This window comes from Candidatus Brocadia sapporoensis (assembly GCF_001753675.2).
Classification (GTDB): domain Bacteria; phylum Planctomycetota; class Brocadiia; order Brocadiales; family Brocadiaceae; genus Brocadia; species Brocadia sapporoensis.
On the sequence record NZ_MJUW02000093.1, the window covers coordinates 1 to 13512 of the forward strand.

A 13512-nucleotide genomic window follows, 5' to 3' on the forward strand; every position below is an offset into this window, starting at 1 on the left:
GCCTCATCGCAACCTTTTTCCCCTAAATTTCACCCACTCGTTTCCACGATGACCCTTTCATATTACCTTCCTTTACAATTCACTCAAATATATTTCTTCTGATTTAAGAATCTCCTCTAACAGCATCCTGTTTCTGTGATCTTTTTTATTAAAACACAGGCGAATGCCATTATTAAAACGTCCAATTGTTGCAATCTTCAAGTGGATATTCAGTTTTAACGTGGCAACAATATCACATTGTTTCTTTGTCGTCAAGAAACGCTTCCGATAGTTCACCGCCACTGCATTAAGATGCGCTCAGCCAGGAACTCTGCCTGTTTCATTTTATCTGTAGTGAACGCGAAAGAAAGTAGTCGTTGCGACAGTCCGAAGCAAACCGGACACGGGAGGTTGCTTCGGACTGTCATCGCCGCAATAACCCTTGCGTGTATACGTATTTGTTGCGTTTACTTTATTTTTTCCCCTGTTTTCTCCTCATTGTACTACCGCACATATTCTTTCTTTCCTCATTTTCATGAAAAGAAAGCCAGGAACCCTGAGAAGGAATTCAATTGCGAAAATTCAATTCATGTCTTACATTATGCGGTTATAGGTTCATCACTTTCTTCGCGAAACAGGATAGCAACCAACGAATCTTTGAAACTTTTAAAAATGCCTTCTCATTAGACCCATTTTCCAAATAATATGAAAAAGAAGAAAAAAAAAAGAATTATCCGAAAAGAATTTTAGAGAACAGCTTTTTAGGATTGTTTGCGAATCCAATACTTTCTGGGGTAAATTATTTAATATAACTATCATCTTTTGCATCTTAACCAGCGTTCTCATTGTATCATTCGATAGCGTCGAGAAGATTAATATCCGCTATGGAAAAATATTATTATTTGCCGAATGGATCATAACAATTCTATTCAGCATTGAATTCGCACTCAGAATTATATGTGTAAAGAAACCCCTGAAATATCTCTTCAGCTTTATAGGCCTGATCGATCTCATTTCTATTCTTCCCTTGTATCTTAGTTTCTTTTTTAACGGTACAAAATACTTCATTGTTATCCGGGCATTTCGTATCCTGCGGATCTTCAGAATCTTGAAAATGTGGAATTTTATTGAAGCCTCGCACCAATTAACAAAAGCCCTTTATATCAGTTCCATTAAAATTGGTGTTTTTCTTCTTTTTCTTTTAGTGCTTGTCGTTATCATTGGCTCTCTTATGCATCTGATTGAAGGCGGACACCATGGCTTTGACAATATTCCCCAAAGCATTTACTGGACTATTGTAACCATTACTACGGTGGGTTATGGCGATATTACACCTGTAACGCCCGCAGGCAGATTATTTGCCTCAATCATAATGCTTTTAGGCTATGGAATCCTCGCCGTCCCTACGGGGATAGTCACTGCCGAATTGGTAAAATTTGCCAGGACTGGGCATGCCAAATCTGTCCATAGTTGCCCTTCATGCAGTAAAGAGGGGCATGACACCGATGCACACTTCTGTAAATTCTGCGGTGGGAAATTGCAAATCTCTTAATCGCCATGTAAAATCGGCACGTTGCACTGGCATGATCCTGTGTTGGAGCCCCTGATAAGGAAGGTGGAAAGGTTTCCAAAAAGGAGATAGTTTAATACCTTGAAAAAGTCATTCAGCATTTCCCGCAATATTCATTGCCTTAAAGTAAAAGGGTGGCACTTTTGTTGATCCATGCCATTCGGCTTTATCACCGATCGCTATAATATTATTAAACACATCAAAGGCATTTCCAGCTATCATACTATCTTTCACCCTGCCTACAATTTCTCCGTTCTCAATCAGGTATCCAAGATCGACATTAACAGAAAATTCGCCTGCAAGAATATTGCTCTGCCCTCCCCCTAATACTTGATCAATCAGTACACCATATTTGACATCTTTTATCATGGCTTCAAATGGCATGTTCCCGGGTTCAACGATAATATTTGAATTACCCGGAGAAGGCTGAGAAGAAAAACTTCTGTTTCCGTTCCCGGTAGACTTTGTTTTCAGTATTCCAGCAGTTTGCAAGTCGAAAAGATAACTTCTTAAAATACCTCTTTCAAATAATGGTGTGCGTTGCGATGGCGTACCCTCTCCGTCCCACAGATAGCTGGAATCCGCCATATCTATCGTGGCGTCATCATAAATGCTGACACGTTCATCAATAATCTTTTCGTCCAGTCTGTTCGTGAGAGGTGATGCACCTTTTTGCACTAACTTTCCGTTACAACCGGTTTCAAAGGTTGCAAGCAAGTTTCCCATAGCTTTCGGCGTAACAATCACAGGATAAGCGCCCGTTTTTAGTTTTATCTCCTTTTGTGCGAGCTTCAGGCCTTTCAACGCCTTGTCAACATGTTTGTTGAGATCGGTTACAAGACCTTTTGAGCTTTCCCCCTCCCCTATCCAGAGCAAACTCTGCCCTTTCACCTCCAAGATTTCTATACCTATGCTAAAAGATGTGAAAGCAGCGGAGATATCCAGCCCTTTAGAATTGATGAGCCTTCGCATCCCATGCCCCTTTCCCATACCGACACTACATTCATAACCGGAATTCACCGACAATGCCTTCCCGATAGTCGCTCTCCCAATGTCCACACATTTATGAATAGGATAATCCACAACGCATTGGTCAAAGACAGCAATCTTTGAATAAATATTTTTGCAGGGGAATTCGAACGCAGCAATCTGACCAAACTTAGCGCTTTCTATGGCATTGGCAACCAGCTTCTCAGGTTTTCTGAAATCCGTGGTACTGGAGAAACCGATTCTCCCATCTTTAATTACCCGAAGTCCAATGCCACGTATCGATTTTGTATTTACGTATTTTAGTTTGTTATTTTCAAAACTCACTGACCGTGACTCACCTTCGTCATACAGAACCTCTACGGAAGGAGTCTGTTTTAAAGCCAGTTCCAGAATTCTTTCTTCAATTTTAATCATTGATTTAACCTCAATTTGTTTTTATAAGACGCTGATTCTGAGAGCCCTTAAGATCCTGTTATTTTTTACTTACCCTATAAACCGTTCGCCAGCAATGTACCACTTTTTCAACGACCTCCTATGCATCTTTATTGCTTTAATCTAAAACTCACGGTTTTTTCTTCTTTCTCTTCTCCGAGATTTTCTGTCTTAATACGGAAACGCATGTCATTGGCGCTGTCAGCATAGGCAATGGCATTTTCGTAACTAATTTTACCTTCTTTATAGAGTTTAAACAATGATTGATCAAAGGTCATCATGCCCTCCTGAGTCCCCTGAGCCATCGTCTTTTTTAACAAATCGATCTGCCTATTCAAGATAAGATCTTTTATCCTTGATGTATCAAGCAATATCTCGAAGGCTGCAACCCTTTTCCCGTCCTTTGCAGGCACTAACCTCTGTGAAATAACAGACCGGAGATTAAGAGAAAGTAGCAGGTATATTTGTTCATGACGTTCCGCAGGAAAAAAGTTTATGATACGCTCAATTGCCTGATTGGCATTGTTAGCATGGAGCGTCGCAAGACAGAGATGCCCGGTTTCTGCAAAATTAATGGCTGATTCCATGGTTTCGGTATCACGAATCTCACCAACAAGGATCACATCCGGCGCCTGTCGTAAAGTGTTTTTTAATGCATCAGCAAACGACAAGGTATCAATGCCGACTTCCCTCTGCGTAATAACAGATTTTTTGTGCTGGTGCACGAACTCAACAGGATCTTCTATCGTAATGATATGCCCGAGGTTGTTGGCGTTTCTGTAATCAATCATTGCCGCCAGTGTGGTTGATTTCCCGGAGCCTGTAGCGCCAACAACCACTACCAGCCCCCGTTTTGTCATCGCTATATCTTTAAATATTGGCGGAAGGCATAAATCATCAACGGACTGAATTTTGATTTTTATTTGCCGAATAACCAGACCGATGTTTCTTTGCTGAAAGAAGATGTTTACCCGGAAACGACCTAGTTCCGGGTAATACAAGGCCAGATTCATCTCCATTCTTTCATAAAAATCTTTCCGCTGTTTCTCATTCATACTCTCTTCTGCCAGCAGGCGCGTATCCTCTGAGGTAAGCTTGTTGGTGTCCATCGGGATATTGGCTCCCTCTTTACGAAAAATAGGAGGAAGATTAACCGTAATATAGATATCCGATGCATCTAGACGGACCATTTCCTGCAAGAGTTCTTTTATTTCCATATTTTTATTATTCTTTTGATCTAAACCCTTTTAAGTTCTTACTCTTCACTAACGTATCGTCTGCTGCAAACCGCAGAATCCCGCTTCTTCTGCATATTGGGATCAGACTTTCATCAATCGTGAGGCTTGCCACTATATCCAACACTTCTTTTCCCCTCCTTGTACCCGGGAAAAATAGATCCCGGGATTCCTGGACGTCCTTTACAAATCTTTCCTATCTCCCCTATCTGGTCTTAAAACAAACGGTGTTTTTTAAACCGCACTTGTTCCAAGCCTGCCAACCTTTTCTTTTGGTGGCATTGAGCGTCTCCTTCCCACGAATATCCTATTTAATACCGCTCAAAACGCTTGGGCTGCTTACCAGAGTTTCTATCGTTTCTCTTGCTACCGTACCTTTCTGGCAGAGTTCTATTAATGACTGATCCATCGTTTGCATACCGTACTGCCGTCCTGTTTGTATCGCTGAAGGAATCTGAGCTATCTTATTTTCACGGATCAGGTTTCTTACCGCCGGTGTGCCTGTCATAATTTCTAATGCGGCTATCCGCCCCGTTCCATCCTTTTTCTTAACAAGCTGTTGGGTAATCACCGCCTGTAAAGACTCTGAAAACATCGTTCGAACCTGTTCCTGCTGATTGGGAGGAAACACATCAACAATCCTGTCTACCGTTTTGGGCGCACTGGACGTATGTAACGTACCAAAGACCAGATGGCCGGTCTCTGCAGCAGTAAGGGCAAGGGAAATCGTTTCCAGATCTCTCATTTCTCCTACCAGAATAATATCAGGGTCTTCGCGTAACGCTGATCGCAGGGCATTGGCAAAGCTATGGGTATGCGAACCCAATTCCCTCTGGTTGACAAGGGAGGTTTTTGGACGATGCATAAACTCTATAGGATCTTCTACCGTGAGAATATGACATTTTTGTTCCCGGTTGATGAGGTCTATCATGGCTGCAAGGGTGGTTGATTTTCCAGAGCCTGTCGGCCCTGTCACGAGAACAAGTCCCTTTTCTTTTTTTGTTAAATCACCAACTATTTTCGGCATATTAAGCTGTTCCAGTGTGGGGATAACGGTAGGTATTGTCCTGAATACTATAGATTCCCCCCTGCTTTGTATAAAAGCATTTACCCGAAATCGCCCCATATCGCCGTATTGAATAGAAAAATCAAGCTCGTGATGCTCCTCAAAATCCTTCCGGTGACGGTCGGTAAGAATTCCATACAGCATACTGTGTACTTCCTGGTTACTCAGTGGTGGGATGTCAAGTTTTCTGACATCTCCATGGATACGTATAATGGGCGGCTCACCTGAACTGATATGAATATCCGAAGCATTCTCTTTTTTCGCAAAGGTAAGAAGTTCCAGAATTTCCATTTATCGTCCTCCAATAACGACATTTTTTATACGAACGTGTGGACCACCATCGCTCACTCGTAATGGCGATTGCCCACCTTTACCGCATCCGCCAAGACCACCGTAAATTTCAAGGTCGTCTCCGATGGCATCAATATTCATCAGCGTCTCAAATACATTTCCCGTAAGAACAACGTCCCTCACCTTTTCCTGCAATTTCCCGTTCCTTATCATATAAGCCTCCTCAGCGCTGAAGGTAAACATTTCCATGTTTGTCTGTCCTCCCAGTGCGCCCACGGCATATATACCATTATCAACTTCAGATAGCATTTTCTCAAAAGCATACCCGCGGGGCTCCATGTAAGTATTTGTCATACGTACGATAGGGGCATGTGCATACCCTATTGCCCGCGCATTACCGGTCGGTTTTTCATGCATTTTTGCAGCCGTTTCCCGTGAATGGAGCCGGCTCGTCAGTATACCATCTTTAATAAGATACGTCTTTTGCGTCGGGGTACCCTCATTATCGTATTTATTGTATCCCGCTTCACCCACGAGAGACCCATCGTCCACGATAGAAAGGGCATCAATCCCAAAGCGTTTTCCGATAACCATGATCTCCCGCATCTTCTTGTTTTCATAAATAAAATCGGCCTCACTGAGATGCCCGAACGCCTCATGAATAAAGACGCCACAAAGTTTGGGATCAGCGATAACGGTATACTTACCCCCCGCTACCGGCTTGGCCGTGAGCAGGTCAATTGCCTGTTTCGTTACCTCCTGGCATTTATTTTCCAAATGCCGGACTTTGCTGAATCCCCGCAAATCGCCGACCGAATGATATGCCTGTTGTACATTCATGCCATCCCTTGCCATAGCGAGCAATGAGATGCCACAAAAAATCGTTTCCTGCACAATAAAACTACCGTCTGTATTAGCAAAATATACCGCCCCGTGAGAATCAAGATACCGCACATTAGAGGTTTGTATCTGCTTCGACGAGAGAATGATATTGTTATAGGTATTGCAAATAGTCTGTTTATCCGTTAGAGAGACATCGGCAGGATCAATTTCCACCTTTGCCTTAACAAAATCTTGTATAACCGGGACCGGAGCAAGCAATCTCTGCTCTGTCCCGACAAATCGCGCCTGTTCACAAGCCATTTCCACGTATCGTGGAAGATTTGTAATATCATTAAAGGCAACAAACCCCCAACCGCCTTTAATCGATGCCCGCACACATCCGCCAAAGGCATTATGTTCACCAATACTTTCAAGCTCTTTCCCTACGTACGTAATTCCTGTGTTAACACCTTCCTGCACCCTTATTTCAACATAATCTGCCTTTACTGAACTTAGGGCATTTTTTATCCGTTTTTCCATGGAAATCCTTCCTCTACATAATTATAAAGCACGCACTAAAAGCAATCTTTTTTCGTCAATGTCAATTATTTTATCATTTTTTCAAATGCCTCTTCGTCCAGAATTTGGACATGCAACTCTCTGGCTTTGTCGAGTTTTGCACCAGGGTCTTCACCAACGACAAGATAATCTGTCTTTTTACTTACCTGAGACAGGATTCGCCCTCCCTGATGCTTAATGATCATCTCGGCTTCTTTACGAGGGTATTTTTGTAATGTACCGGTAATGACGAACGATTTCCCGGAAATTTTTGAGTTTTTTTCCGATGCCGGAATTGTTTGTTTCCTGGTATTCACACCGGCAGTTTTCAGTTTTTCGATAATGCTCTGAGTGTGTCTATCATGAAAAAACTCGATAATACTCCTCGCAACAACAGGTCCAATTTCATAGATTCCTTCCAGCTTTTCCTGGGTTGCGTGTGCCAATGCGTCTAAGCTATCGAAGTGTTCTGATAAAACTTCCGCCGTATGAACACCTACGTTATGGATACCCAGTGCGCAAATTAACCGTTCTAAATTCCGTTGTTTGCTTTCCTCAATAGCACGAATCAAGTTCGAAGATGACTTTTTACCCATTCGCTCTAAGTTTTCCAGATCCGGATGTTTAAGACAATAAATATCGGCATAATCTTTTAAAAAACCCTTGTCAACTAATTGGTCAACGAGCGCAGGGCCGAATCCTTCTATATCCATGGCATGCCTGCTTGCAAAATATTGAATGCGCCTTTTTGCCTGCGCATGACAAAAGGGATTATGGCAGCGCAGGTACACACCCTCTCTCCGAACGGCGCTTTTGCATTCAGGACAGACCGTTGGCTCCTGAAAAATCCGTTCCGTGCCATTGCGTTTTTCTTTCACAACAGAGACGACTTGCGGAATAATCTCACCTGCCTTTTGCACCACAACAGGATCTCCCATCCGTATGTCTTTTCGGGAAATCTCTTCAAAATTATGAAGCGTAGCACGGCTGACCATAGTACCTGCAAGAAGGACCGGGGAAAGATTTGCAACGGGTGTTATCGTTCCGGTCTTTCCTACTTGTGCAACAATTTCTTCAATTTTTGTAACCGCCTGCTCAGGCTGATATTTGTAGGAAATCACCCAGCGGGGAGCTTTGCTTGTAGCGCCTAATTGTTCATGCAGGGAAAGAGAATTAACTTTAATAACTATGCCATCTATCATGTAATCAAGATCGTTCCGTTTCTTACCCCATTCGTTACAATACTGAATGGCTTCCCCAATACTTTCACATAGCCGGGTATGCGGATTTACGGGTAATCCAAAACCCCGAATCAATTCTAAGCACTTCATGTGGGTCTCGAGTTCAAAATCCTCAAGATATCCGATCGCATAAGCGAAAACTCGTAAATGCCTTTTCGCAGTAACACGAGGGTCGAGCAATTTTAGGGTACCTGCGGCAGCATTCCGGGGGTTGGCGAATTGTGACTCACCCGCTTCCTCCCTTTCTTCATTCAATCTCTGAAATTCCTTATTCGACAGATAGATTTCGCCTCTTATTTCTATAGCTGAAGGTATTTGCTGTTTTTCTGCAGGTTGTAATTTTAAAGGAATTTGATGAATTGTCCTGAGATTTGCGGTTACGTCGTCTCCCTTAAAACCATCTCCCCTGGTTGCCCCTCGTACAAACAACCCTTTTTCGTACCATAGGGCAATAGCAACTCCATCAATCTTTAATTCTACAACATATTCAATATTCCGATGTCCATCAATGCCTGCCATACGCTTTATGCGCTGATCAAATTCTTCCAACTCATTGTCTGAGTAAGTATTATCAATACTCAGCATGGGAATTTTGTGCTCGACTGTGGAAAATTGAGTAAGGGGTTCTCCCCCTACTCTTTGGGTGGGAGAATCAGGAACAATGAGATGTGGGTATGTCTTTTCAAATTGTTGTAATTCTTTTACGAGTTGATCATATTCATAATCCGTAATCTCTGGATTGTTTTCTACATAGTATTTTCTGTCATGGTAGCGTATTGTATCACGAAGCTGCTCAATATTCTCTTTAATGGATTTCATAGAGGGAGAAAAACGGCATAGCCACAATCAGATTTCTTTACGAACCTCCGTAGCTCTTATAGAGATACAAAATAGAAAACAAACTTTTTGTACCATACATAAGTTTATGAATGGGAGTTAGTATATCACAATTTATACCTCTGTCAACGAATTATGTTTTAAAGATATAAATCACTTGACTTTATCTTGTTTTTGTTATAAAATTTGCCAAACAATGAAAACTTTGGTATAACTCCCGTAATTATAAATTCTTACGAATTCTCTAAATTTTAAGCATGGAGTGCAAAATTTATGACGAAAGGAAGCGACTCAAGGGAGTTTTTTGAGATATTTAAACCAATGCAGAAAGCAGAGGATGTACAAAAAAGTGAAGTTACGTCTCAAGGAGAATCGGCAGAGTCTAGCCAACCGTCTAAACCGCCCAACCATGATGAGAAATTAATTGTCAAACCCGCTTCAACTGCCGATCCGCTGGGGTGGATCAAGAAAACAAGTGGAGAAGGTCCGTTTTTAAAAGAAGGCAGAAAAGAAGCACAACCCGTTTTCCCTCCTTTAAAAGAAGAACGGCCCTTACGTAAGGATGAGATTGTAGTAAGGCAGGAGACCTTGATTATTGGCGCTATTGCAGCAACGTTTCTCTCCATCGCATGTTTTTTCGTTGGACACAAAGTTGGATATAATAAAGGCATCCTGAGCCAGACGGAAGAATGGTTAGAAACGATAGAACCCCGTGATGTTAAAAAACCTGTATCAAAACAACCAGGGCCGGAAGATGTCCCGCAAAAGGTAACAACGAAACCGGCGCCGCCCCCGGCTGCAAAACAGAGCGAACAAACAAAACCAATTATCAAAGACAAATGGACATTGCGTGTAGTTACTTACAAAAATACTAAAGAAAATGTAGAGAAGGCGAAGACCATGGCAAAGACTATACAGGATATCGTTGGTCTCGATACATTTATCGTAAATACCGGCAAGGAAATATTCATTTGCGCAGGTGAATTTGAGGAAGCTGATAGCGCCGAATTAATTACCGCACAAAAGACACTATCAGATTTTAAATATCAAAACAAAAAACAATTTGAAGGAAGTTATCCCATTCGTATGAAATAAAGTTTTGGAGGAACTATGAGTATTGATAAAAGTTTGAAAACAAAAGGCAAGTTGGTAAGGCCCAGGAATGTATTTACCAGAATTGAGCGTATCAAGTTACTTAAAAATGAAGGGAAATGGGATCCAACTATGTCGGTATTTGGTATTCCCAAAGTAAAAACGGTTAAGATAAGGAAAAAGGCCAAATCGGAGAAAAAGGAGGCAACGGCTGAAACAACAGGCGCTGCGCCAGCGGCAGGAACGTCTTCAGCAACTGGTGCCGCAGCATCGGGCAAGGAAAAGACCAAGAAATAATGATTGCCTACAGGATGTCGGAAATAGACTCCTCAGGGATTAGAAAAATATTTAATTTGGCACAAAAAATGCGAAATCCGGTGAACCTCAGTATAGGTCAGCCGGATTTTGACGTTCCTGAGGAGATCAAAGCGGTGGCCATTAGAGCCATTATGGATGGCGCTAACAAATATACCGTTACACAGGGTATTGCTGAACTCCGTGCTGGAATATCCAAACAACTTCTGAAGCACAGAGGAGTAAACGCAGAGGATGTTATAATTACATCGGGAGTCTCCGGGGCATTGACACTCGCCCTTATGGTACTAATCAACCCGGAGGACGAAGTGCTCATACCAGACCCTGCCTTTGTAAGCTATAAACATTTGACAAAATTCTGCGGTGGCAAACCTGTTTTCATTGATACCTATCCCGATTTTCAACTAACGGCTGCACGCATCCAACCCCACATTACGAAAAAAACCAAGGCGCTTGTTATGAACAGTCCCGCAAATCCAACAGGAATACTGTGTACAGCTCATGAGATAAAAGAAATTGCAGAACTCGCAAGAAAACACAACCTTGTTGTTATTTCAGACGAGATATATCACAGTTACGATTATCATCATACGTTTGAGAGCATTGGTAAATACTACGAAAAGACCTTAATCCTTGATGGTTTTTCTAAATCATTCGCCATGACGGGCTGGCGAATGGGCTATGCTGCGGGACCTGCCAGCATTATCACGGAAATGATCAAACTACAACAGTATACCTTCGTTTGCGCCCCTTCCTTTGCACAGTATGCCCTCGCCATTTCATTGGAAACAGATGTAAGCCATTATATAGCAAACTACAAAAAGAAGAGGGATTTAATGTATGATGGGTTAAAGGATAGATTTCGAATTGTAAAACCAGACGGGGCGTTTTACTTTTTCCCACAGGTACCCTGGGGTACCGATGAAGAATTTGTAGCTTCTGCTGTCAAAAACAATCTTCTCATTATCCCTGGCAGTGTCTTTTCCGAACGCAATACCCACTTTCGCATCTGTTACACCGCTTCTGAAGAAACCATTCAATGCGGCATAGACATCCTCAATACCCTCGCCCAACAGCAACCCAGCTAATCCCAGTAGCAAAGCTAACCTTTACCTATAATCTATCTTGCAGGACACCTTCAACCAGTCAAGTGAGCCCAAAGAGGAAACGAAAAAACTTGCAAAAAAGAAAGATTTTATGCAGTAAATCCATATGAGCCAGATGCTCACAAAAGAGTACAATAATTTGCATTTTCGCATCAATACAATAAGCAACGGAGTCACACAAGTTCAACACAGACAAACGAAGTTTGCCCGTGCCACCCGCGGTAAAATCCCTGATTTTGTGTGCATCTAGGCCATATCAGCCCTCTGCAGTCTGTCGTAATGGCCATCTGCCTACTGCCTTTCTTATAAATCTTCACCTCTTTACTGGCCACACCTGTCCACGACCATGATCAGGGAGGAGTTCTGCGCTATGCATCTGACTCCTGACATCAGGCCCCTAGATACCGGCCCCCCTACCCCCTCATCATCGCCTACTCCGGTCCAAGCATCATACTTATCCCCCCTTGTTGTCAACACCCTCCAGTTTGTGCCTTTGTCGTCGGGGTAAGGAGAGGTACTATATTTTATGAGTATCATGGGCAGAAGCAGATAACAATGATACGGTTGTAGAATTCCCATGTTAAATCTTTCTTTTTTGTAAACTTTTTCACCCCTCTTTGCCTCATTGATATGGGGGATTTGGCTTCGGTATAGCTGCATACCGTAAGCCCGAGAATACCGTTTCTTAAGATTTTATCGAGGGATTGAATAACAAAAACAGGGTTATCCAGCGATGGTACCTACGGCCTAAGAGATGAAGAATATCTTCGCTTAAAAATTCTGACCTGTATGCTTCCGGAGATATAAAAATGCAAAAATTACCCACTCGTTTCCACGATGACCTTTTATTTTATTTCAGCAGGTTACAGGGTGACACAGACAAACGTTGTTTGCCCGTGCAATATATTCCGATTCTTCGTCAGGTTCAGCATGTGGCGCCGTGCATGGTTAACTTGTCGAACCATTACGACGAAGTCCATGCCACCTTGTAACCAAAGACATAACTCGCCGGGAGACCAACAAATCCTTGTTTTACAAGGTTTCTGGCGAATTTCTGTAAACTGAAACATGGAGTTTTGAGTTGTTGATTCTATATGAGATAAATGTCCTTATTGGACACCAATAATAGTTTTTATTTGACAATAATACCAAAAAAGTTAAAAATGCGTTTATTTCGGCAATAAAAACATTCGACAAAGGCAAACCCCGAGTGCTCGGGGGACGCAAAGGAAAGGGTCTTTAAACGTACAGGGACGTACGGGGACACAGAGGCAGGGTCCCTTAACACATTAAGGAAATGGCTTTAGAAAAGACAGCCTTACTGACGAAGATGTTTTCACGAATATCTTTGCAGTAAGGCTTTTTTTATTTTAGAAAGCGGCGGGGAAAGAGAGAAGTGTAAGAGGAAAGGAATGAGTAAGTATTGTGTAGTGCCAGTGGTCATTTTATTGTCCTTATTTTAGTAGAGGCAGTTTAGAATCGATCCTAAAGGCTTTTTTGCAAGTTCCGGCCACAGATATTGGCGGATTTTATTCAGAAGGTGCTTCCGGAGTTTAGCAAGAGCGCAGTGGGAAAAATCGGTACAAAACTTATAGTGAGCAAAGTCGAACGAGACGGCAACAAAGGGGCGGTTGTATTGGAATTTTCATCATATTTCAACGGGTTTCCGGGTGGCATGGACAAACTCGTTTGTCCATGGCGTTTTTAATCTATGCACGGATTTAGGCTCTATTGCACGGACAAACTCGTTTGTCCGTGCCACCCTGATGCTGAAAATTGGTTAAGCAGCGCGGGTAGTATATCGCCCGCTTGTATGGGAGATTTTTTATTTTTCTGGTCTTTTTGAAGAGGAGGGTGTGTGAAATGGGACATACGAATATGCAGGATGATACAGCACGGGGTCTTCGCGTGCGAAAAAGAAGTAAGGTGTTCCGGTATTGTGTCGTGGTGTCTTCCCTGTTTGTTACGTCAATGATCA

At 42.4% G+C, this 13512-nt stretch carries 13 protein-coding genes and 1 riboswitch; of the genes, 6 read left to right on the forward strand and 7 right to left on the reverse strand.

From position 1 onward, the window contains the following. Positions 1-72: 72 nt before the first annotated feature. A complete protein-coding gene (locus BIY37_RS08570; protein WP_070067430.1) occupies positions 73-255 on the reverse strand; it encodes a ferritin family protein in 183 nt (60 codons plus the stop codon). 532 nt (positions 256-787) lie between these two features. Here BIY37_RS08570 and BIY37_RS08575 point away from each other — a divergent pair. Next, positions 788-1531 carry an ion transporter gene (locus tag BIY37_RS08575; protein ID WP_261340843.1) on the forward strand — a complete coding sequence of 248 codons (744 nt, stop codon included), beginning with the start codon at positions 788-790 and terminating at the stop codon, positions 1529-1531. Between the two features lie 108 nt (positions 1532-1639). Here the strand turns inward: BIY37_RS08575 and BIY37_RS08580 are convergent, their stop codons facing one another. The 5 genes from BIY37_RS08580 to ligA form a co-directional block, all read right to left on the reverse strand. Further along, positions 1640-2953 (reverse strand): TldD/PmbA family protein, encoded by a 1314-nt coding sequence (locus BIY37_RS08580; protein WP_070067432.1) that lies wholly within the window; start codon positions 2951-2953, stop codon positions 1640-1642. Between the two features lie 128 nt (positions 2954-3081). Beyond that, on the reverse strand, positions 3082-4188 hold the full coding sequence (locus BIY37_RS08585) for a PilT/PilU family type 4a pilus ATPase (protein WP_070067433.1): 1107 nt from the start codon (positions 4186-4188) through the stop codon (positions 3082-3084). Positions 4189-4513: 325 nt separating this feature from the next. Continuing rightward, on the reverse strand, positions 4514-5563 hold the full coding sequence (locus BIY37_RS08590) for a type IV pilus twitching motility protein PilT (protein ID WP_070067434.1): 1050 nt from the start codon (positions 5561-5563) through the stop codon (positions 4514-4516). Beyond that, positions 5564-6925 carry a TldD/PmbA family protein gene (locus BIY37_RS08595; protein ID WP_070067435.1) on the reverse strand — a complete coding sequence of 454 codons (1362 nt, stop codon included), beginning with the start codon at positions 6923-6925 and terminating at the stop codon, positions 5564-5566. It lies immediately after the preceding gene. A gap of 65 nt (positions 6926-6990) precedes the next feature. Further along, a complete protein-coding gene (gene ligA / locus BIY37_RS08600; RefSeq protein ID WP_070067436.1) occupies positions 6991-9003 on the reverse strand; it encodes an NAD-dependent DNA ligase LigA in 2013 nt (670 codons plus the stop codon). Between the two features lie 291 nt (positions 9004-9294). Here ligA and BIY37_RS08605 point away from each other — a divergent pair, with 291 nt between their 5' ends. The 3 genes from BIY37_RS08605 to BIY37_RS08615 all read left to right on the forward strand — a co-directional run bounded on the left by BIY37_RS08605 (position 9295) and on the right by BIY37_RS08615 (position 11516). Then, entirely contained in the window at positions 9295-10116 is an 822-nt protein-coding gene (locus BIY37_RS08605; protein WP_070067437.1) for a hypothetical protein, read from the forward strand. A gap of 15 nt (positions 10117-10131) precedes the next feature. Further along, on the forward strand, positions 10132-10410 hold the full coding sequence (locus BIY37_RS08610; RefSeq protein WP_070067438.1) for a small basic protein: 279 nt from the start codon (positions 10132-10134) through the stop codon (positions 10408-10410). A 68-nt stretch (positions 10411-10478) separates the two neighbouring features. Beyond that, positions 10479-11516 (forward strand): pyridoxal phosphate-dependent aminotransferase, encoded by a 1038-nt coding sequence (locus BIY37_RS08615; protein ID WP_230402479.1) that lies wholly within the window; start codon positions 10479-10481, stop codon positions 11514-11516. A gap of 339 nt (positions 11517-11855) precedes the next feature. On the opposite strand, the gene BIY37_RS08620 is transcribed toward BIY37_RS08615, so the two are convergent. Continuing rightward, positions 11856-12113: a hypothetical protein gene (locus tag BIY37_RS08620; RefSeq protein WP_179129348.1), complete on the reverse strand. Its 258-nt coding sequence runs from the start codon at positions 12111-12113 to the stop codon at positions 11856-11858. Between the two features lie 230 nt (positions 12114-12343). Here BIY37_RS08620 and BIY37_RS13910 point away from each other — a divergent pair, with 230 nt between their 5' ends. Continuing rightward, positions 12344-12526 carry a hypothetical protein gene (locus BIY37_RS13910; protein ID WP_230402480.1) on the forward strand — a complete coding sequence of 61 codons (183 nt, stop codon included), beginning with the start codon at positions 12344-12346 and terminating at the stop codon, positions 12524-12526. Between the two features lie 196 nt (positions 12527-12722). Next, positions 12723-12863: riboswitch (cyclic di-GMP riboswitch) on the forward strand. Positions 12864-13053: 190 nt separating this feature from the next. Next, a complete protein-coding gene (locus BIY37_RS13500; RefSeq protein WP_070067441.1) occupies positions 13054-13242 on the forward strand; it encodes a hypothetical protein in 189 nt (62 codons plus the stop codon). The last annotated feature ends 270 nt before the right edge of the window (positions 13243-13512 follow it).